Annotated in this window: 20 protein-coding genes and 1 tRNA gene; 7 read left to right on the plus strand and 14 right to left on the minus strand. The window is 51.8% G+C overall.

Annotated features, from left to right (window positions below):
• The first annotated feature begins 17 nt into the window (after positions 1 to 17).
• The 4 genes from SH449x_RS21545 to SH449x_RS21560 all read left to right on the plus strand — a co-directional run bounded on the left by SH449x_RS21545 (position 18) and on the right by SH449x_RS21560 (position 2,330).
• The gene (locus tag SH449x_RS21545; protein WP_482378143.1) at positions 18 to 1,034 is read left to right on the plus strand and encodes a hypothetical protein; all 1,017 of its coding nucleotides are present in this window, start codon (positions 18 to 20) and stop codon (positions 1,032 to 1,034) included.
• Positions 1,031 to 1,402, plus strand: a complete 372-nt coding sequence (locus SH449x_RS21550; RefSeq protein WP_482378144.1) for a hypothetical protein — start codon at positions 1,031 to 1,033, stop codon at positions 1,400 to 1,402. Before SH449x_RS21545 ends, SH449x_RS21550 begins: the two co-directional genes overlap by 4 nt.
• A gap of 93 nt (positions 1,403 to 1,495) precedes the next feature.
• A tRNA-Val gene (locus SH449x_RS21555) sits at positions 1,496 to 1,569 on the plus strand.
• A gap of 194 nt (positions 1,570 to 1,763) precedes the next feature.
• The gene (locus tag SH449x_RS21560; RefSeq protein ID WP_482378145.1) at positions 1,764 to 2,330 is read left to right on the plus strand and encodes a four helix bundle suffix domain-containing protein; all 567 of its coding nucleotides are present in this window, start codon (positions 1,764 to 1,766) and stop codon (positions 2,328 to 2,330) included.
• Between the two features lie 89 nt (positions 2,331 to 2,419).
• On the opposite strand, the gene cutA is transcribed toward SH449x_RS21560, so the two are convergent.
• Positions 2,420 to 2,758 (minus strand): divalent-cation tolerance protein CutA, encoded by a 339-nt coding sequence (gene cutA / locus SH449x_RS21565; protein WP_482378146.1) that lies wholly within the window; start codon positions 2,756 to 2,758, stop codon positions 2,420 to 2,422.
• Positions 2,759 to 2,782: 24 nt separating this feature from the next.
• On the minus strand, positions 2,783 to 3,229 hold the full coding sequence (locus SH449x_RS21570; protein ID WP_482378147.1) for a hypothetical protein: 447 nt from the start codon (positions 3,227 to 3,229) through the stop codon (positions 2,783 to 2,785).
• A gap of 284 nt (positions 3,230 to 3,513) precedes the next feature.
• On the opposite strand from SH449x_RS21570, the gene SH449x_RS21575 reads away from it, so the two are divergent.
• Together SH449x_RS21575 and rpiB are read left to right on the plus strand one after the other, a co-directional pair.
• Positions 3,514 to 4,644: an arsenate reductase/protein-tyrosine-phosphatase family protein gene (locus tag SH449x_RS21575; protein WP_482378148.1), complete on the plus strand. Its 1,131-nt coding sequence runs from the start codon at positions 3,514 to 3,516 to the stop codon at positions 4,642 to 4,644.
• A 12-nt stretch (positions 4,645 to 4,656) separates the two neighbouring features.
• Entirely contained in the window at positions 4,657 to 5,112 is a 456-nt protein-coding gene (rpiB, locus tag SH449x_RS21580; protein WP_482378149.1) for a ribose 5-phosphate isomerase B, read from the plus strand.
• Positions 5,113 to 5,265: 153 nt separating this feature from the next.
• Here rpiB and SH449x_RS21585 read toward each other — a convergent pair whose 3' ends face one another.
• The 8 genes from SH449x_RS21585 to SH449x_RS21620 all read right to left on the minus strand — a co-directional run bounded on the left by SH449x_RS21585 (position 5,266) and on the right by SH449x_RS21620 (position 12,401).
• A complete protein-coding gene (locus SH449x_RS21585) occupies positions 5,266 to 5,997 on the minus strand; it encodes a uracil-DNA glycosylase family protein (RefSeq protein ID WP_482378150.1) in 732 nt (243 codons plus the stop codon).
• Between the two features lie 16 nt (positions 5,998 to 6,013).
• Positions 6,014 to 6,967 carry a 3'-5' exoribonuclease YhaM family protein gene (locus tag SH449x_RS21590; protein WP_482378151.1) on the minus strand — a complete coding sequence of 318 codons (954 nt, stop codon included), beginning with the start codon at positions 6,965 to 6,967 and terminating at the stop codon, positions 6,014 to 6,016.
• 22 nt (positions 6,968 to 6,989) lie between these two features.
• On the minus strand, positions 6,990 to 7,868 hold the full coding sequence (locus SH449x_RS21595) for an ABC transporter permease (protein ID WP_482378152.1): 879 nt from the start codon (positions 7,866 to 7,868) through the stop codon (positions 6,990 to 6,992).
• Positions 7,869 to 7,997: 129 nt separating this feature from the next.
• Complete coding sequence (locus tag SH449x_RS21600) at positions 7,998 to 8,600, minus strand: bL17 family ribosomal protein (RefSeq protein WP_482378153.1); 603 nt, start codon at positions 8,598 to 8,600, stop codon at positions 7,998 to 8,000.
• 74 nt (positions 8,601 to 8,674) lie between these two features.
• The gene (locus SH449x_RS21605) at positions 8,675 to 9,661 is read right to left on the minus strand and encodes a DNA-directed RNA polymerase subunit alpha (protein WP_482378154.1); all 987 of its coding nucleotides are present in this window, start codon (positions 9,659 to 9,661) and stop codon (positions 8,675 to 8,677) included.
• Between the two features lie 48 nt (positions 9,662 to 9,709).
• Complete coding sequence (rpsK, locus tag SH449x_RS21610; protein WP_482378155.1) at positions 9,710 to 10,120, minus strand: 30S ribosomal protein S11; 411 nt, start codon at positions 10,118 to 10,120, stop codon at positions 9,710 to 9,712.
• A 216-nt stretch (positions 10,121 to 10,336) separates the two neighbouring features.
• Positions 10,337 to 10,720 carry a 30S ribosomal protein S13 gene (gene rpsM / locus SH449x_RS21615; RefSeq protein WP_482378156.1) on the minus strand — a complete coding sequence of 128 codons (384 nt, stop codon included), beginning with the start codon at positions 10,718 to 10,720 and terminating at the stop codon, positions 10,337 to 10,339.
• Between the two features lie 190 nt (positions 10,721 to 10,910).
• Entirely contained in the window at positions 10,911 to 12,401 is a 1,491-nt protein-coding gene (locus SH449x_RS21620; RefSeq protein ID WP_482378157.1) for a M28 family metallopeptidase, read from the minus strand.
• Between the two features lie 274 nt (positions 12,402 to 12,675).
• On the opposite strand from SH449x_RS21620, the gene SH449x_RS21625 reads away from it, so the two are divergent.
• Positions 12,676 to 14,289, plus strand: coding sequence for a hypothetical protein (locus tag SH449x_RS21625; RefSeq protein ID WP_482378158.1), 1,614 nt, complete (start codon positions 12,676 to 12,678; stop codon positions 14,287 to 14,289).
• A 23-nt stretch (positions 14,290 to 14,312) separates the two neighbouring features.
• Here SH449x_RS21625 and SH449x_RS21630 read toward each other — a convergent pair whose 3' ends face one another.
• From SH449x_RS21630 to SH449x_RS21645, 4 genes are all read right to left on the minus strand, one after another.
• Positions 14,313 to 15,617: a class II aldolase/adducin family protein gene (locus SH449x_RS21630; protein ID WP_482378159.1), complete on the minus strand. Its 1,305-nt coding sequence runs from the start codon at positions 15,615 to 15,617 to the stop codon at positions 14,313 to 14,315.
• Positions 15,618 to 15,666: 49 nt separating this feature from the next.
• Complete coding sequence (locus tag SH449x_RS21635) at positions 15,667 to 16,701, minus strand: threonine/serine dehydratase family protein (protein ID WP_482378160.1); 1,035 nt, start codon at positions 16,699 to 16,701, stop codon at positions 15,667 to 15,669.
• An 11-nt stretch (positions 16,702 to 16,712) separates the two neighbouring features.
• Positions 16,713 to 18,575: an SMP-30/gluconolactonase/LRE family protein gene (locus SH449x_RS21640; protein ID WP_482378161.1), complete on the minus strand. Its 1,863-nt coding sequence runs from the start codon at positions 18,573 to 18,575 to the stop codon at positions 16,713 to 16,715.
• 146 nt (positions 18,576 to 18,721) lie between these two features.
• Positions 18,722 to 19,888: a c-type cytochrome gene (locus tag SH449x_RS21645; protein ID WP_482378162.1), complete on the minus strand. Its 1,167-nt coding sequence runs from the start codon at positions 19,886 to 19,888 to the stop codon at positions 18,722 to 18,724.
• Positions 19,889 to 19,921 lie beyond the last annotated feature (33 nt).

Here is a 19,921-nt window from a genome sequence, read left to right on the forward strand (position 1 = left end):
GGAATACACTGCTGCCTATGAAGCTTAGATTGCGATTATGGGGTAAGAAAAAAGGTGGCCGGATGACTGGCTGGTGGATCATTGGGTCCCTCGGCGAGGCATTTTTTTTTGCGGCCTGTTTCATCGTTGGGGTTCTGGGGCTCTCCACCTTTGTCAATTGGTTTGAAGTTGGGGGAGGTTTTTGGCTCCTGGTTGGGGTTTCGACAACCTTGATCATCCTCGGTGCAGTGGGGTTTTGGTACGGCGTCATCAAAGTTGCGATGAGTGACGAGCACCGAGAAGCCATCTCGCAGAGCGGTTTGTTACCTAAACCCAAGGGGCGTGCGAAGAAGATTCCGCCTCCGATGATTCCATCGCTCGAATCGTTTACGGACAGCCCGGGCGCCAAACTGGCGTATCGCCTACCTGGTTTTGCGAGGGAACGTTTTTCACTGATCGCACTTGGGCTGCTGGCCATGGCTTGGAATGCAATGCTAGCAGTGTTTCTGGTCGTAGCTGTGCGCAGGATGGCGGATGGTCAATTCCCGTTCGTTCTGCTGGTGTTGATCGGTTTAGGTGTCTTTATCGGATTTCGAGTTTCGAAGCTTTTCGTGAAGTCCTATGTCCAAGCGATTGGGATCGGGTCGACGACGGTTGAGATTGAGGAGTTGCCGCTGGTTCCTGGTCGGACTTATCGGATTGTTTTGGTTCAATATGGCAAGTTGGTGTTGAAGAAACTGACTTTGAGACTGGTATGTGAGGAGGAAAGCACCTATCATTTTGGGACAGACGTTCGCACAGAGAGAGCGATTGTCCAGGAGCAGCCTGTACTCAATCAAGGTAGAACCAGGATTGATTGGGGCCGGCCGTTAGAGCTCGAGGGGGAAGTGCACATCCCGGTAGATGCGATGCATTCCTTTCAGAGTCTTCATAACGCAATACATTGGAAGTTTATTGTCGAAGGAGAAGCGAATCGATGGCCATCGTACTGCCGAGATTTCCCCGTGGTGGTGTACCCACGCGAAGCGAAGTCGCTAGCCGAGGCAAAGTCATGATTCGATTGCTCGGACTGCAGCCTGCTTACATGCCCAACGACGTGCTCGAGTTCGAGTACACGATCGAGAACATCGACGAATCGAATATATCTGCCGTAGAGGTTTCGGTATTGTGGTTAACGGAGGGCAAGGGAACCGAGGATATGGGAGTTCACTTCTTCCAGCGACTGGCTGGCAATTCGCTGGGCTCGATTGATTGGTCTATCCCCCAGACGCTGAAGGTCCCGTTGCCAGAGTCTCCGTTATCCTATGAGGGACGGATCGTCAAAATTTCCTGGTGCGTTCGAGCTCGGTTCTATATGAGTGACGGAACGGAGTATTTGGGCCAAGAGCCCTTTTATCTGGGGGCGATCACCAGGGCGATTTAGCGGGAATGTAGCCAAGGGATCTGGAGTTGGCGGTCTGAAACTGCCGACTTGAACTTGACACAAAGGAGCTAGATTGGAAAATCTGGCTCCTCTGGACGGTTAGCTCAGTTGGTTAGAGCACCACGTTGACATCGTGGGGGTCGTTGGTTCGAGTCCAATATCGTCCACTAGTAAAAACCTGGGGTTTACACTAGGTTTCTTTAATTCCTGAGGGGTGTCTTCCCTCATAGGCTCGCGGTTCCACACCATTGGGCGTTTTTCGTACAATGATTGGTGGCTCAGGCGAATAGGTCGAATGAGTCTTATAGGATCTATATGTCCCATGAGTCCTATGTGTCCTATTCTCTTTAGGATTTCAACCATGAGCGGTTTTATTCCAGCCCACGGTGGGTACGAGGAACTACTGTCCTTTCGCAAGTCCCGCATCGTATACGACGGTACTGTCCGCTTCTGTGAGCGATTCCTCGACCGACGCGACCGGACCGTGGACCAGATGGTGCAGGCCGCCCGATCCGGCAAACAGAATATCCTCGAAGGCTGCATGGCCAGCGCTACGTCCAAAGAAACGGAAATCAAACTCGTCAATGTAGCCCGCGCGAGTCTAGAAGAGCTGCTGGAGGACTACCGGGACTTTCTACGCACTCGCGGCCACGCGCTTTGGGAAAAGGATTCCCGCGAAGCGACTTTTGTTCGAAAGTTGGGTGCTAAGAGTAATGTGTCCTATGAGTCATATAGGACCTATATTGAAACCCGGCCAGCCGAGACAGTGGCCAACATCCTAGTCTGCATCATCCATCAAACCAACTACCTTCTAGACCAACAAATCCGAGCTCTGGAAAAGGCATTCCTCGCCGAAGGCGGCCTCCGCGAGCGGATGACCCGTGCTCGCCTAGAGGCCAGAAGCAAACAGCAGCGGGGAGACTCATGAGCCAGCCTGCAAGATAAACTCTACCGAGCCGTTGGGTTACGAGCCCAGAGGGAGATCTACTGCGCTAGTTGCACTCAACCAAGACGGTTTTACCGCAGATAATCGAGTAGCCATTTGGTATAGGCCTCGGAGGCAGATACCTCGAACCATAAGATTTCGGGAGTCTCATAGGGGTGTTGCTTTTTGAGCGAGCCTAGCAAGGACTCCAGCTTGCTACGACACGTCTTGACCGTGAGACGAAACTCAGTCGACTCTTCGATGGTTCCTTGCCAGCTGTAGGTGCTACAAATGGGACCATCGATCTGGACACATGCAGCCAGCCGCTCCTCGACCAGCGCGCGTGCCACTCGATCAGCCGACTCTCGCGTATCCAACGTGGTGAACAACTGAATGATCGAGTACTCCGCAGTCTCCGGCGATCCTTCCAATTTCCCATGCCCCCAGTGTTGTAGTTACGCCATTCCCCGTTCGACCAGATCTCGTTCGTGCGACTCCTCGTCGAGTATCTCACTATGAAGCTTGCGAAAGTCGTCGCTGATATCTGCAATCTCATCACGCTGAGGGTCGAAATTCTGTACATGATGGATGATATTGTCGAGCTGGTCGATCAGACGGCATTGCCAGCACTCAATATCTCGCAACTCAGAATACATGCCCGGTCTCCGGCATGCGACGTTCTCCAAATACCCTTCGCCTGCAACACGCGTAAAGTGCTGATCGAGCACCCAACGGAAGCTGACCAAGTGCTCCATGAGTTTAGTCCAGGGAACACGCTGATGCGGATGTTCGCACCAACTCCGGAAATCCGCTTCCAATTCCACAAGGCCCTCCTCAATACCGGCCTGGCTGTGATTGAGACTCAGTTTCACATTCGCCCTATTGCTCGCTCTTTCCTTCATGACCAACCCCTCAACAATGATTTTGGACAATGACCCGGAGACGAAGATACGAACCAAACATGCGGCTCGCAGTACTTGACCTGTTGCAACTCATCGAAGAATCCCTAAATTTTCGCAGACAGGTCCCTCGGGCGTCAAGGAAATCCGATGCATAAATCGAAATTTCCCCCTGAAACCCTGTTCGTCGATCTCCACTCGAACAAAGCAGCAAATTTGATACCATATGGGGAGTCGTCAGTCGATGTTGTTAACTCCACCCGATTCCGCCTCGATTTGGATCTTGGATGTCAAAGGTTATTGATTGGAAATCTGCAAGCGATCCCAGGGACGTTGTTCACCTAGCAGTCCAAGCGATTGCGGAAGGGCACGTTGTCGCAGTTCCCTCCGATTGCTCTTATTTGTTGGTCGCTTCCGGGCTTCAGAAGGACAGTGTGGCACAGTTGTCACAACTAGCTCAAACAGGAAGGTCACAATCACCGTCGCTGGTTCTCCGGTCCCCATCGGAGTTACAGGATTATTTTCCGAGCGCATCGCCCGCCATTAGAAGGCTCGCTTCCAAGGTTTGGCCAGGACCAATTTCCTTCGACTTCGAAGCTGGCCAAGAACTGAGCTTGCTGAAGCAAATAGAGCCGGGCGTTCTCCGAGACATTCAGCTCGAGAACCAAAAGGTAAGGGTTTCTATGCCCGCTCATCCCTTGCTCGACCAGCTGTCGAGATTGCTGGCTGGCCCTCTGGTGAGTTTTCCTGTTCTCGATTCCAAGGGAGGCCTTGCTCGTAAGATCGAGATCGTAGATTCCAGCCTCTATACGCTAGCTGTGGATGACGGCAACTCGACGATCGCCACTGCCCCAACTGTGCTTGATTTCGAAGGGAGCAAGGGACGTGTGCTGCGAGAAGGGGCACTTCCTGCGGAGTATCTAAAAATGCTTTCGCGTTGGACCGTCCTTTTTGTCTGTACTGGCAATACCTGCCGCTCCCCGATGGCTCAAGCCATGATGAACCGCAAAATCGAGGAGAAATTTTCGAAACAGTTCGGAGCGCGTGATCTGCCGATCTATGCTATATCCGCTGGCGTCGCAGCCTATGGAGGAGATCCTGCTTCGCCGGGAGCCCAGCAAGCTATCAAGAAATACAGAGCCAGTCTCGACAAACATCAAAGCAACCAACTTACAATGGAGCTTGTTGACCAAGCCGACTTGATATTGACTATGGGAAGCCGGCACAAGCACGTGATCATGTCTCAATGGCCAGCAGCAGGCAACAAAGTTCAGATGATCTCGCCTGATGGGTCTGAGATTGCTGATCCCTTTGGTGGGCCTCTCGAAATATATGCACGCTGCGCCGAGCAATTGGATCAATGCACGGACTACTGGATCGATCGGCTGAATGTTTCTGATCTCATTGAATGGTCATAAGGAGAAGTTCGCATGAGAATTGCAATCGGAAGCGATCATCGCGGCTTCCAAATCAAAGGAAAGCTTGTCACGCTGCTAAACGCTGATGGTCACGAGGTGGAAGACTATGGTACGCATAGCGATCAGCCTGTGGATTATCCAGACTACGCGATTAGCGTCGCGAAGCGGGTGGCCGAAGGAGCTGTCGAGCGAGGAATTCTGATCTGCGGAACGGGGTTCGGAATGGCTATCGCAGCAAACAAATTTAAAGGGGTTCGAGCGGCGTCTTGCTGCGACGAAGTGATGGCAGAGATGTGCCGTCGCCACAACGACGTCAATGTGCTCTGTTTGCCTGGCGATCTAATTGGGGACCGACCTGTCGGAGATTTAGTCCGCGTATGGCTGGCGACTGAGTTCGAAGGTGGTCGTCACAGTCGTAGGATTGAAAAGATCTACGACATCGAAGGCACTGAAGCTCACTCGCAGTAGCTCTCACCCATCGAATCGGGGGTGAAGCACTGGGGACGATTGGGGGGCATATCCTGAGAAAATAAAAGAGGGGATCAACTGCACGCCCTTCGTTTCTCAGAGCGTGCCACACGGACCATCCCGCATGAATAAGTTAGGTGAATCACCAAGACCTCAATTTTTCCAGATACCAGAATCGATCAGTTGTTGAAGGACGGTTCCCTCCCAGTCGCGGTTCGCGGCAGGAGATGCCGGGCTGGGATGAAGGATTCTGGAAATGCGAAAAGTACTTTCATCCCCGGTAACTCGCCGCAAACATTGCTCTGCAAACGCCCCAACTCCTACCAGAGTATCTGGTTTTAAGGCAGCTAAAATGCGGCTGAGGTGTTCGTCGCAAACGAGGTTTAGCAGCGTGGCATCATCCCGTTTGAGCTTGTCGGGAGTAATATTACGACCTCCGTCATCCATAAAGACGAGCGGGCAGTAGTTGGTCACAAAATGGGTACGGAAAAACTCTTGGGGCGTGGCGAACCTACTCGCGAACATACCCCAAAGTCGGCGACCGGAGACCTCCGATTTCGTGCACGCGAACCCTTCTACGGGACGCTTAGGATGCTCGTTTGCGGGCTTCGCGATCTCCGTTTCAATTCCCAACCAGTCTTTGACGGCCGCAATTTCGCCGAAAGGAACTCCCGTTTGCGCCATGCCGTATGGTCCGGGGTTCATGCCAAGAAACAACACTTGGCAGGTCGATTTGGCATATTTTTTCACGTAGCTTTCGTGAGCGGACCAAGCGTAGTCCAACGGATTATATTTCCACGATACCGGTGATTGAAATGTCAGCTTATCGCACTCGTCGCGAAGCCACGAAGCCGCATCGAGGAGTTGTTGCACCAGCTTGCTCATGCAGTTACGTTTCGAATTAAGGCTTGAGGATTTTGCGACCAAGAGTTGGATTAAAGGGCGTCCATGGATCTTTGGTTCGATCTGATTCGATCATTCCCCGTGCAGAACTCAGCTTGGCATCCATCTCGTCGAGGTAATGAAATGCTAAGGCTTCCAGGGTCATCGGAACCTTTGGGCTGCCATGCTCTAAGCAACCGTGATGGCTTACGATGATGTGCTGCAGACGAAGTATTCTTGCGGCATCTAATTGTACTCCCTGCGAGGTGAGCTTGTCTCGATGTCGGTCTATCATCTGGACACCTTGAACCAAGTGTCCGAGCAATTGCCCTGCGTCGGTATACCCCAGTTCGCTACCAAACGACATCTCTTCCAATTTGCCAATGTCGTGTACAAGGGCACCTGCAATCATGAGGCTGCGATCTAAGTCGCCGTAGTGTGATGCTGAAAGATCGGCAAGCTTCATAAGGGAAACGATATGCTCGAGCAAGCCGCCGGGATAAGCATGATGCGCCTTGATACCAGCGGGGGCCATCTTCAGGCTCGATACAATCGTTGAGTCTTGAACGAGAGAATCGCACAGTTGCTTCAGAGTCTCGCATTCGATTCGGTTTACCAGGCTCATCAATTCTGACCAAAGGGCTTCTACATCAACGCGATTGGCCGCGTCAAATTCCTCTATGTCGACGCTATTGGATTCAACGCTCTGCATGTTGTTAACGATGAGTTGCAAAGCGCCGTTGTGTAATTGGGATGCGGCTTGAATTCGAGCAAAGCTTCCCTTGGGGAATTTTTCCACAATCCGCTCGTCGGCATTCCATCTCATTCCTGAGATCGTGCCTGTGCGATCCTGCAATTGGAGCAGAAGATAGTGATTACCCTGCCGGTTGGCCCTCAGTTGGCGATCCACGATTCGAAAGACTTCGTCGACGTGCTGTTGGGGCTGGATATCGCTAATAAACTGTCTCGGCATTATTTTTGGTCCTTTGGAGAAGCTAGCTGCTGGCGCTCGAGTAGCTGCGCAAGGCGCGAAGAAACACGAATCGACTTAAGAGTAACGCGAGAACTGTGGCCATCAACGCAAAAAACGCAAGGCCCCACTCCCAGTTTTGGGTCGGCACCAGAGGTTGGGCTAGGAGGCGAGCGGGCACATTCACAACCACCAAAACGGGAACGATAAAGGTGAAGAGATACCACAAAGGGATGCCCCAACTCCCTTGATAAATGTCGGCGGGATACCTGGAAAAGTTGGTTATGTAAAACCAAAAATCGTAGAGGCTCTGATTTCTACCTAACCAAATGCTGGTAGCTGCCAAGCAGATCATCAAACTATAGAGGATCGCGACCCCGCAACAAATGTAAAAAACGTATAGCCCTAGAACCAGAGGCTGAAACACCCACGGAGGCTCTGTCCGCGAGCTTAACTGAACCAAAGCATAAATTAAGATAACGATGCCAAATACAAAGTTGCTGAGAGCGGACCACTCTACCTTGCGAAAGGAAATCAGGAACTGCGTATCAACGGGTTTCAGCAATGCAAAATCCAATCCCCCCGTTCGGATGAGTTCGCTGAACTCCTGTGCGTTAGGCATCAAGAACGCTTGAATCAAAGAGTTGATGAGCCAGGTGGTAGCGAGGAAGACGAAAAACTCGTTTCGCCCCCAGCCTGTATTTAGGCCTATCGATTGGACGTGATGAAACACGATGAGGTAGAAACCTAGATTCATCAGCAACCACGACAAGCTAGAAACACAATCGAGGAGAAAGTTACTGCGAAAGGTCATATCGCGGATGAGGCTGTTCCTCGCGAACGCAAAGAAGATTCGCAAGTACTCGCTCCATCTACCTCGGTCGGAGATTTCGCGTTCTCGCATTCGTTCGTTCGTGCCTTTTCATCAAGGACCTAAGGCTCGCGTGCACGGCGAGCCCCATTCGATTCCATTGGTAACACAATAAAAAAAGGCTATGGGAATACCATAGCCTGTTATAGTTAATGCAGTTGACTACTCTGCGGCAGCAGTCGCGGCCTCTGGCGCTGCCGAGTCCCCAAAGGCTGGTTTGGTTGCCTTAGCTACAACCCGATCGTTCTTTCCAACGAACTCGAGGATCGCACGAGTACCGTTGTCGCCGAGTCGCGGCTTAGCTAGACGCATGATCCTTGTGTAACCACCGGGACGATCTGTGAACCGTGGAGCGATTCGGTCAAATAAAATTTTGACTGCATCACGATCTTTAACGATTGCATACACTCGTCGCCGAGCAGTAACGCCAGGGGAGCGGGCAGCAGCCCACTTTTGCCATTGTTCACTCGCTCGCCATTTCTTCCATTCTTCACTACCCTTTTCGGCGGTGGTGGCGAACTCAAGTGCCTTTTGTTCGGCAGCCAAGCCTTTCTTGGCGATCGTAACAACGCGCTCCACCATAGGACGCACTTCCTTGGCTTTTTCCAAAGTCGTGATGATTCGGCCAGCGACCTTTGGTGGGTTTGGGTCCAATTCGGTCACTTCTCGCTCGGTCAATATGATGGCAGTGATCAAATTGGAGAAGAGGGCTTTTCTGTGCGACGGAGCACGTCCCAGTACGCGGCCTTTTCTACGGTGTCTCATAACTGTCTATCCAGTATCAATAAATTGCTTTTTTGCTGTTCAGTAACCGACCAATTAAAAAGGTCGGACAAAAGTTATCGAATCGAGGAAGGAATCCTCATGCCTAGGTGCAAGCCCATCGAGGCCAAAGTCTCTCGAACTTCACTCAGAGTCGTCTCACCAAAATTGCGAACCTCGAGCAACTGATCCTCGGTTCGCTGAACCAAATCCCTAACTAATCGGATACCTTCGGACTCGAGGCAATTGTTAGCTCGAACCGACAACTTGAGGTCCATAACACGTTGGTTGAGTTTGGCTTCGAGTTGTGCCTCTGCACTGCCAGGTCCGCCACGAGCGGCAGCGTGAACTTGCCGTCCGAGCTCCGACGACTGCACGAATGGGTTGAGATGCTTTCGGAGGATCTTTGCTCCTTCGACGAGAGCCATCTCTGGATGTACTGAACCATCCGTCCAGATCTCAACTACCAATCGATCGTAATTGGTTTTTTGACCAACCCGAGTCTCTTCCACGGTGTAACGCACTCGAACCACAGGACTGTAGACAGCGTCGACAGGGATGATGCCGATCTCGTGATCGCCAGCGCTGTGTTCCGTACCAGGTACGTAGCCGCGACCGTTCTCAACCACCATTTCCATCATAAAAGATGTATCGGCGGTTAGAGTCGCTAGGACGTGTTCTTTGTTGATGATCTCGACATCAGAGTCGGTTTGAATATCGGCTCCCGTGATCAACCCAGCCTTGTCAGCCGCAACAGTAAGAACTCGCGTGTTGTCGCTGTGGTTTTTGACCACCAAGCTTTTCACGTTCAAGACGATCTCGGTAACGTCTTCCAAGACGCCTGGAATCGAGGAGAACTCATGCTGAGCACCGCGAATCTTGATCTGGGTGACCGCACTACCTTCCAAGCTTGAGAGCAAAACACGTCGCAAGCTATTGCCGATGGTCGCACCGAAACCTCTTTCGAAGGGCTCAGCTACAAACCGACCATAGGTTTGGCTGAGAGTTGAGCGATCGACGCTAACTTGGCTCGGTAGTTCTAATCCACGCCAACGAACATGCATTCCAGAGGTACTCCAATAAAAGAAACGGTGGAAATCTGATAACCGGTATTAAACGCGACGCTTTTTACGAGGACGGCATCCGTTGTGCGGAATCGGTGTAATGTCTTCTATCTGCTTAACAGAAATTCCGGCAGCTTGGATGGCGGTGATAGCGGATTCTCGTCCCGATCCCGGTCCGTTGACTCGAACTTCGATTTCCTTCATCCCATACTTCATCGCCTTTTCGGCAGCTTGTTGAGCGGCTAATTGGCCCGCGAAGGGAGTGCTCTTGCGAGATCCTTTGAAACCGCTCGTCCCGGCGCTCGCCCAACAAAGTGTGTCGCCTTTGGTATCAGTTATGGTCACGTGCGTGTTGTTAAAGGTCGCCTTGATGTGGGCGATCCCTGCCGTGACGTTTCGACGGACTTTTCGTCTCTTGTTTGCGTCCTTAGCGCCAGATTTCTGTTGTTGCTTGGCCACGGAATTTCCTTCGAATCACTTAAACATTATTCAGTACTATGGATCTAATCGGCGAGGTTGTAATCTCGCCCGGTTCAGTGCGATAACATTCCCACTGAACCTCTTCTGAGCGTCGTTTGATTTGCATTCCAGCTAGTTGCCTCACCCTTAGCCAGCTCGATTTCGTACAGAGCAGGTTCCTGGCGGGGTTGTCCACTGGCGGGGCCATCCAAAGGACTACTTCAAGTCCTTAACGCCCTTCTTACCGGCAACAGTCTTCCTCGGACCCTTTCGAGTGCGAGCGTTGGTTCGGGTCCGCTGACCTCGCACAGGCAAACCGGCTCGGTGCCGAAGCCCGCGATAGCAACGCACCTCTCGGAGCCGTCCGATGCTTTGAGAGACCTGCCGACGCAGAGGCCCCTCAACGGTGTAATCTCGTTCCAAAAGGCTAGCGAGACGGCTCAACTCGTCCTCGTCCAGCTCCTTGGCTTTCTTCGTCGGATCAATTTTTGTTGTCACGCAAACCTGACGAGCGACCGCAGGCCCCACTCCATACAAATACTGAAGGGAATAAAGGACCTGTTTGTCGTTTGGAAGGTCAACACCGAGAAGACGCGGCATTCTAGCCCACTCCTAAAGGTAGTGAAAATCACGAGTTACACTGGTTTCGACCGGCCCCTACGGAAGAGGAGCCGCTCAATTGCCGAAATTGGAAGCCCCAGAGTGTACTAAGGAGTGGTTCGATCTGGCAAGGCTTAATTCGCCAGATTGGCACGCATTTTTCAGTGAGACTCTGGTTGGCAAAGGAAAACTACTCCGTTTTTTCCGTTTGCTTCTCGCTTTTTGGCATCACGAAACGTCCATGATCGGCCGCTAGGTACGCCGTAATGTAGAAAAGACGTGCTGCCGAGACAAGTTTTTTGTAATTGATCTTTTCAGGCTTGTCGGTTGGTTGATGGTAGTCTGGATGGAAACCGCCGAATAAGAAGGCAACAGAAACTCCCTTTTTGTAATAGTTTGCCTGATCGCTTCGACCAAACACCCCTTCCTCGTCGAATTCGAAGACTAGGTTGATGTATTGGTTCGATTGTTCGATGATGTCGTGCAGTGCCAAATCTCCCTTTTTGCTACCAACTAAATGGAGCGTGTCCTCATTTTCTGAGGCTGGCTCGTTCGGCTTTTCCTCGTTTCGCCCTACCATGTCAATGTTTAGCATGCAAACCATGTCTTCAAAAGGAAGAAGCGGGTTGTCGCAATAATATGCCGATCCCACCAGCCCGACTTCCTCCGCCGCGAACCAGGTAAAGAGGATGCTGCGTTTCGGTTTTACGGGATTGGCGGCCATGGCTTTGGCAATGTTGAGGATCGCAGTCGATCCCGACCCGTTGTCATCCGCTCCTGGGTACATAAGTCCCCCCTGGTAGCCTAGGTGGTCGAGGTGGGCTCCGATCACAATGTACTCATGTCGCAAATCGGGATCCGAGCCGGGTAGCCAAGCGAGAACGTTGGGGACTGCAACCGGCTCATCACGAATTCTCAGGGTTATCGATAGATCGAAGTCGGTAGTGGTCGAACCGGTCTTGTCTTCAGCCGAAATGCTGAGCCAGTCTGCGGAAACCCCACCAGCCTCAGCGATGGCTTGCGCCGCCTGCTTGGTGATCGTGCCTGAGGTTCCCGTTGGATTGCTCCGGGGGCGGCGAAGTTGGGGAGAGGAGCTTGGTGTGCCATCGACCACCCGTAGAACGACAGCAGGTCGCTGCCTGGCCAACAAAAAACTGGCACGACCGGCATTCTGCTCATCGGCGATGCATATGACGACTTTGTCTCGCAGATTCTCCTCGACGCGAGGGGAGTTGCCAACGAGCTTCACTACCGCCAACTTGCCAGCAATCTCAGCTTGGTTCAGGAATCGATCCAATCCAAACTCTGTTCCCGGGATGCTTAACCCCTCACCACCCACAATTTGCGACTGATCAGGATCGATGGTTTGTCGGGTTACAGGGAGGAATTGGAAATATGTACCCGCTTCTCCTTTGGGCTCGAGCCCAAACTCGGCCACCTTGCCTGCCACCCAGTGAGCTGCCCTTACATAACCTAACTGTCCCGTGCCACGTCCTTCGAAAACGGGGCCCGCTAAAATGCCAAGCCATTCTCGTGACTGCTCTTCAGACATGGCTTGAAAACCAGTAGCTAGGTGCTCAGGTGGCTCGACAGCACCGTTGTACTGCGAGAACGAGACGGATGCAGTCGTTGCGACTGCGGCGAAGAGAGAGGATCGAATAGCTTTGCTAAGAAAAATCATGTGTTAAACCAAGAATACGAAGCATGAAGAAACAAAACACCTGTGTCGCATCTTAAGCTCTAGCGGACGAAAATTCGATCCTTTAAGAAAAATAATCGGCCAAACTCCCCAGCGGTTGTTAGTGCCAAAGCCAAGTTCCCCCCCCTTCGCGAGCCAACCTATGCTAGTTTTCCTCGAGCTACGCATCTATTTCTGCTATCATAAGTAAGAAGCCTGGGTACACCTCTCTTCTTCGCCTGGGATCTCGATTGGATTGTCTATTCGGAGTTCCGGTATGAAGATGCGTTTTCAGTCACACGCACGTTGGATTCTAGGTTGGCTTAGTTTGCTCGGACTAGTTGGCGTCGCTAGCTCGCATCCTGCCTTAGCGAAAGACTATTTTTTGGTCGTCGGCGGTGGCTACAGCCCCGAAAGCAATCAAGCATCGCTCGAGGCAAATTTCATCTTCTTCCAAGATATCTTGGTGCAATTGAACAAGGGTGATGAGCCACAGTTTTATTTCTTCTCTGATGGTGATGATCCAAGCGAAGACTTGCAAGTAACTGCACCCAAGCCCAATGCAGAGCACGAACTGTTCAAACTCATGCGAGGAATCCATCGTCAGGAAACCGATGAAGTTATCTATCGAAATCATCAGGTGCCACGGGTAGAAGGGGCCAATACGCCAGCAAATGTGAAACAATGCCTCAAACGAATTGCTTCGGAGGCAACCGCCGGTGATCGAGTCATCATTTACATCACGGCCCATGGCGGTTCAGGCCCTCGCAAAACCCCACGCAATACAACCGTAATGGGGTGGAAACGCAGCTCGTTCTCCGTCTCTGACCTAGCGGGCTGGTTGCAATCGATACCAACCGAGGTGCCATGCATTTCCATCATGGCACAGTGCTATTGCGGCGGGTTTGCGGATTCGATTTTTGCGGATGGCGATGAAAAGAAATCTCTTACGGAGCGGCTGCAGATAGGTTTCTTTGCTCAGCAGCACAATCTTCCAGCAGCAGGCTGCCGCCCCGACATAGAGAACGACGAGGAGTTCAGCAGCTATTTTTGGGGGGCCATGATTGGACGATCTCGTACGGGTGAGCCTTTCCATGATGCCGATGAGAATCAAGATGGCAAAGTTTCATTCGCCGAGGCTTACGCTTTCACCGTTATTAAAAGCAGAACTATTGATATTCCATTGCGAGCATCTGAGCGACTGCTGCGTGTATACAGCACGCTCGATGTGGCTAGCAAGCGGGCAGTGACCGATGCGAACGAAAAGGCTAGTGCCGCCATCGACGAATCTAGCGTAGAACGCTCGCCCGACGAGATTGGGAGCGAGAAATTAAGTGCCCTCGAGCCCTCCAAGGGATTTAAGCTAGAAGGGGCCGTGAGCGACTTACTGGAGGACACCAACCCTACAACACGTCGCATTGCTGTCGAGCTGATGAAACAACTTGATGTACCTGAATCGGCAGAAGTAGCCGATGTATTCCGGCTTCAAGAGGACCGTGATGCGGTCAGTCGAAACACTGGCGGCCGGGGCCGTGATCGGTTTCGTTCCGGTCGGCGTCAGCTGCTAACGCTAATCGGTTCGCGATGGGAAAAGCTTGCCGACCGTGAGCAATGGAAAGTCTTTGCGGCGGAATTACCACAGGAAGAATGCGATTCTATCTTCCAAGAAATTCAGATTCTGGATGGTTTCAGCGACTACAACAAGCTTCGCGAGGAGACGCAAAATCGAGTCAAGCTATCGCAAGCGAAGGAGATGGACCAAGTAGCCTTTAAACGCTTGATTCATCAGCTAGAGCTTGCCGTGCTTGAGAAGAACCTACCTCTCGTCGCTTCGCCCGAGATCCAAGATCGCTACCGAGCGATGATAGCCCTAGAGAACGAATCACTATAAGGGGGCATTCGTAATCGAGTAACCTATTCGAGCCCGAACGCTGACTTGAGTTCCTCAATCACGCTCTGATTCATGGCAGAGATCTTGCCAAGGCTACTCGCGTTGATAATCGCTTCAGCCGTTGTCTCTAAGACTTCCAAGCGATCAAAGGCATCCAAGACACTGATACCCAAGACGACAACGCCATCATTATCGATCAAAGCTGCTGGTTGATTCAGGCTTATCGATCTGGCCAATATGCTTGCGTCCTCCTGATACTGAGATCCAAAGGGTAACCGCTTAACTTCCCGTAGGAAAATATAGCTTTCGGGAATGGTGCGAGAGTCCAAATCAAGATCGGTAATGCTGAAAGCGGTTGCGTTGACCGGATGGGCAAAAACAATCGACTTTACGTGTGGGTGCGCTTCGTAGATTGCGGCGTGCAAACGACATGCACGGCTCGGGCTCTTGCCGGTTTCGTGCTTGCCACCACTTACGCGAACCAAATCGGATACTTGCAAGGTTTCTCGGTCTTTTTGTGATGGAGTAATGAGAAACTCGTCGTTTCCTAACCGCGCAGAGAAACTGCCTTCCGTACTGATAAGTAGTCGTTGCTGACATCCTCGCTTCAAAAACTGGATCAATTGAACTCGGAGTTCTTTCTCCTCCGTTGTGGCTGGTCCCAAGTCGGTTGGTTCGCTTGTGCTCTGCCGCTGGTTAGCTTGGCTCAATTGATGCTCATCCAGATATCGAATCGTACCGGCGCGGCTGGCCTTGAGAATGGTCTTGGCGGAGAACTCGAACGCTTCAAATCGCTGAAAGGCTTGATCAAGCGAACCGGCCCCCACGACCACTCCATGATTTTCCAGCACGACGCTATCACAATTGTCGGCAAAGCTCGCGGCGATGTTCTCCCCTAACCTCTGACTTCCCGGCAAAGCGTACGGAGCAAAGCCCACCTGGCCCGACATAAAGTAGGACTGGTGGAAAATGCGGGTATTGGGAACTTGCCCACAAATACTAAAGGCGACCAACGCTACCGGATGGGCATGAACGATGGCGTTGATGTCGGGCCGAACATTATAAATCGCCCGATGGAAAGGGAATTCAGACGACGGTTTGTGCTGCCCAATGATTTGGCCGTTTGGCCGAACTGCAACAATATCGTCGCGTCTCAACCCACCTTTGTCGACCCTCGCTGGCGTGATCCATATGGTGCCATCTGTATCTCGAATAGATAGATTCCCACCAGAAGTTGTTGTCATTCGATAGCGATAGATGCGCTCCATTGTTTGGAGAATTTCATCTCGTGGAGGCAACTCGGACTTTTTAGTTGTTGGCAGGTTCAAAGGATTGCTCGCTCGCTAAAGGTCAATTGTCTGTTTGGAATTTCTATGCTTATCTAATAGTTGATGCGGTGGATTCCCCCAACGATTCTCGATTGGGAAACATCTCGTACCATGCGGCGATGTCTTTGACCGATGCATTCCCACCGCAAATGACAATCACAATGTTTTCGTCTTCTCGAAACGAAGCGTGCTGTCGCTCAGCAGCGGCTAAGCAACACGAAGCCGCCGGCTCCGTAAGCCACTTGCCACGTTCTAACAAGTAGAACAATTCCGACACTGCTTCGCGGTCCGAAACAACGAGAACCTCGTCTACCAATTCTTGAACCGCTTTCAGTGTCATTTGGCTTACGGCGGGCGAGCCAAGCGTCCGAGCGATGCTCGTGATAGCAGGCAACTGAACGATTTCCTTGGCCGCGACAGCTCTCGCCATCGCATCAGCACCCTCGGTTTCTACACCAATGATTCGTAGAGCAGTACCACTTGGCTCACCTTCACCAGACTCAAGGCCGGATTTGCTCCCTCGAAGTGCTGTCGCCACTCCTGTGATCAGACCACCTCCTCCAATGCTGACGTAGCAGCGAGATACGTTGGGCAAGTCTTCTAAGATTTCCAGCCCTACGGTTCCCTGCCCAGCCGCGATCCACACATCATCAAAGGGATGGATGAGCGTCATACCTTGCTTTCGCAAATTCTCGGCATCTTGAAACGCTTCGTGAATGGTGGGTGACAAACGAATCGTTGCACCGTAGCCCTCCGTAGCATCCAGATAGTTTCTAGGAGTTGTAGACGGCATGCAAATTGTCGCATCAATTCCAAGTGTCTTAGCTGCAAAGGCAAGCCCCTGTGCATGATTTCCACCGCTAACGCCGACAACGCCAGCAGATCGCTCATCGGCCCCTAAATTCAGTAGCTTGTAAAAAGCACCACGTGGCTTGAAGGAGCCGGTCTTCTGAAGCGACTCCATTTTCAAGTAAACGTTCGCTCCCCATCGGGTCGAGAGAGCTTGCGACCGAACCAGCGGTGTTCTATGAACGTAAGGCCAAATCTGCTGCTGTGCCTGACGAATCATTTCCAGTGTGATCATATTTGACCTCCTTACCGCAGACGCACACTGTACAACACTCCACCGCCGGTGACGTAGAGAGTCTTGGAATCCGAACCACCTAACGTACAGTTGGTGACCTCGTCGGTGGGAACAGCCAAGAAATCCAGTAGCTGACCGCAGATGTCCATCACGTAAATCCCTGCGCGGACCGTATCGTCAGGCTCATACGGCGGATTCGAATGGTTGAGCCCCGCCGCAACGAAAAACCGGCCTTGCGAATCCTCTACAAGCCCGTCTGGTCCTCGACCTCGTCCCCAATCAAAGAGCATCGTTTTCGAATCGAGATCTACTGTGCCATCCGCTCGCAAATCGAATCGCCAAAGTGCCCGAGTGGTCTGCTCGGAATTGTTGTTATTGTCGGCAACGAGCAAATACTTATCGTCTCGCGTCACTAACACGCCATTCGCTCGATCCACTTCCCGTCCAATGATCCGGTGCACGGAGCCATCCAAGTCAATAAGATACACTCCCTCGACTGTTTTACCTGACGCGTCGATCTGCTGCATATCGTCTCGTTCTCCGTATCGCGGATCGGAAAAGTAGATCCGACCTTTGGAATCGACCGTGATGTCATTCGGCTGATTGTAGGGCTTTCCCTCGTACGAATCCGTCAGAACCGTTTTCGTTCCATCGCGATCGACGCGGGTAACCCGCCGATACTTAGGTTCACAGCACAACAACCGGCCTTGTTTATCGAAAAGCAATCCGTTTGTTCCTGCACCTTCCAAGAAGACAGACTTGGTTCCGTCAGGGGAGAGACGCTGGATGTTTCCGTTTCCACTAGTTAGCACGCCAAGATCAGCATCCCATGCAGGCCCTTCACCTCCATGACCTTGATCGGCTTCGATTTTTAACACGCTACCTGGTTCAAACACTCGCCTCGTCTCGACCCTTGGGATCGAAAGTATGGAATTCGCGAACTGCTTTCCGAGGTCGATGTATCCCATCGAGTCGTAGTGCCAGGGATCAGAGTAAGCGTAGAGATCGGTATCTATTACAACCTTGGCTGCGGCATCCTCTGCTGCGAACCTCCTCTGTTGTGCTCGCAACTGGTCTCCATACTTCCAAGTGCGATTCGCCTGCCCCTTCTGAGAATCAGAGATCAAGCCGATCACGACTGGCAGATCATCAACTCGCAAAGATGCCCGCATGAGATCCATCAATCGCTTTAAATTCGCACCGTAGTTGTTCGCAATCTCTTCGGTAGCGGTCGCGTCACTCTCCCCTTGCATCCACAAAATCCCCGCAGGAATCAATCGATCCTTAATGCCATCGCCGTCGATGTCGTCAACGTCCATGGCGTTGCGTACCGTTGCAAGAAAGTGATCGTATTGATTGATATCGCGCCAATCCCCCTCTGCCGCTTGAAAGTCTGGTTCCCAACATCCCCACGGCCCTGCTGCTGGAGCAGCGATGGAGGAGCCATTGCGAGCATATTTGATGATGGCAATTTTGCGACCGGGTTTGCGGTTTCGCATTTCCCTCGCAAAACTCAACTCCAAACCGAAACGATCGGATTTACGACTACTCGTTCCATCGGTAGAAAAACCTGTTCCGTGCCCCGGTTCAACAGCTTCCCATTTCCCCAGCCCCAACGCGGGAACTTGGTCTGGCAATGCTGTAGAGTGAAATATCAGCGCTCCCTCGATCGGCTGTTTCCAATCATCCGACAGATGCGAGTTGGTGCCAAAGCCTTCCATGTTGGATTGCCCACCTAGAAAGTAGACATCGAAATCGTCGGCCAAAGTACGCGATTCAAAACCACCTAAAAGACTCAGGACGGAAACAAGTGCACTTAGGCGCACAAGATTGTTCGTTATCTTGATTGGACGCAAGCAACAATAGTGATACATATTGATGTTCTTATGGAAAGGAATTGGTCGGCAAGCGGAATGAGGTCAAGGTTATTCCCATACAAACCGGCGGCCCCTAGCTTCGTTGTCGTGATGGAATGAGACCAAGTTCAGATGATGAGCCAGGGCTCGCGCGATGGCTCGGTCTACTGCTTTTTAAGGGTGGTGAGATACTCGACTAAGTCGACTAGGCCTTGGTCGGAAAAGAGCTCATGGAGGTTCTCGGGCATCAACGACTTTTCCTGCTTTTTAAGCTCATCGATATCCTCTTTGGCGAACGTGAAGTCGATTCCCTTGGCATCCCGCAACGTGATCGCTTGATCGGTATTGGAAACCATCAACCCTACTACGATCTCATCATCCTTGGTTCGCACCGCGAATGATTCGTAGTTATGGCTTATCCCCGCACTGGGAGACAAAATCGAGACATACATCGCTTCCTTGGTGAGCTTGCTGCCGATCTCGGTCAAGCTAGGCCCGACGTTCTTTCCTTCTGTTCCCACCGTATGACACTGCGAACAAGTGGCTACGCCAAAGTACAGATTCTTGCCTTCCTGTACGTTTCCACGTTGTTTAACAAGCTGCTGCACAGATGGCATTTCCCGAGCGTTTGCAGAACTAGCCGGGAATAGTTCTTGAGCCGCTTTGCGAACTTCCTCGTTCTCGGAAGTTCTGAGAGTCGGCCCGAGGAGCATCTTGGTATCGTCTGGGATTTTCCCTGCCCGAACCAACTCCACTAGCTTCGGATGGTACGCCGTATTGCGAGCCAAAGCCACGACAGCCTCCGAACGGACGAATTTGCTGGCTTCCTGTCCGCTAAGCAACTCTTCTTGAAGTTGTAAGAACTCTCGTTTGTTGCTGAGAGAAACGATTCTCGCCAACGTAAACGTTTCCTCGGTAGGACTCGCATCGCAAAGCTTCCGCTTGATGAGCTCCAAACCTTCTTGCTGAGCAATCAGCTCGACCGCTTGAACCGAAGAGGTCGACATCCCCCACTCCATCGCTTTGCTTAACAACCGATCAGTCAATCCTGACAAGCGAAGCTTTCGGGCAATCTCGATCTGTTTCGGGTCGTCGCCTAGCGAATCAATATAACGTAGAACGGTTTGCTTGAGCTCATCATTCGCGTTCACATCGACGCTCGGCAAACGAGTTAACGCCTCCACCACGATGCGATCACGAACGGCTTGTTTGGTCGCAACGTCGTCCGTCTCGAGAAAATGGGAGCGGACTAGTCCGGTTCCCGCGTTGGATACTAAACCAAAGCTCAGAGTAATGAGTAGTAAGCGTTTGGTCGAAAATGGGAATCTCATAAAGTCACCAAGGGATCGCGTTGTAGGTTAGAA

Origin of the sequence: Brakhagea baltica (genome assembly GCF_052161605.1) — a bacterium.
In the GTDB taxonomy this organism is placed as follows: domain Bacteria; phylum Planctomycetota; class Planctomycetia; order Pirellulales; family Pirellulaceae; genus JBKCUI01.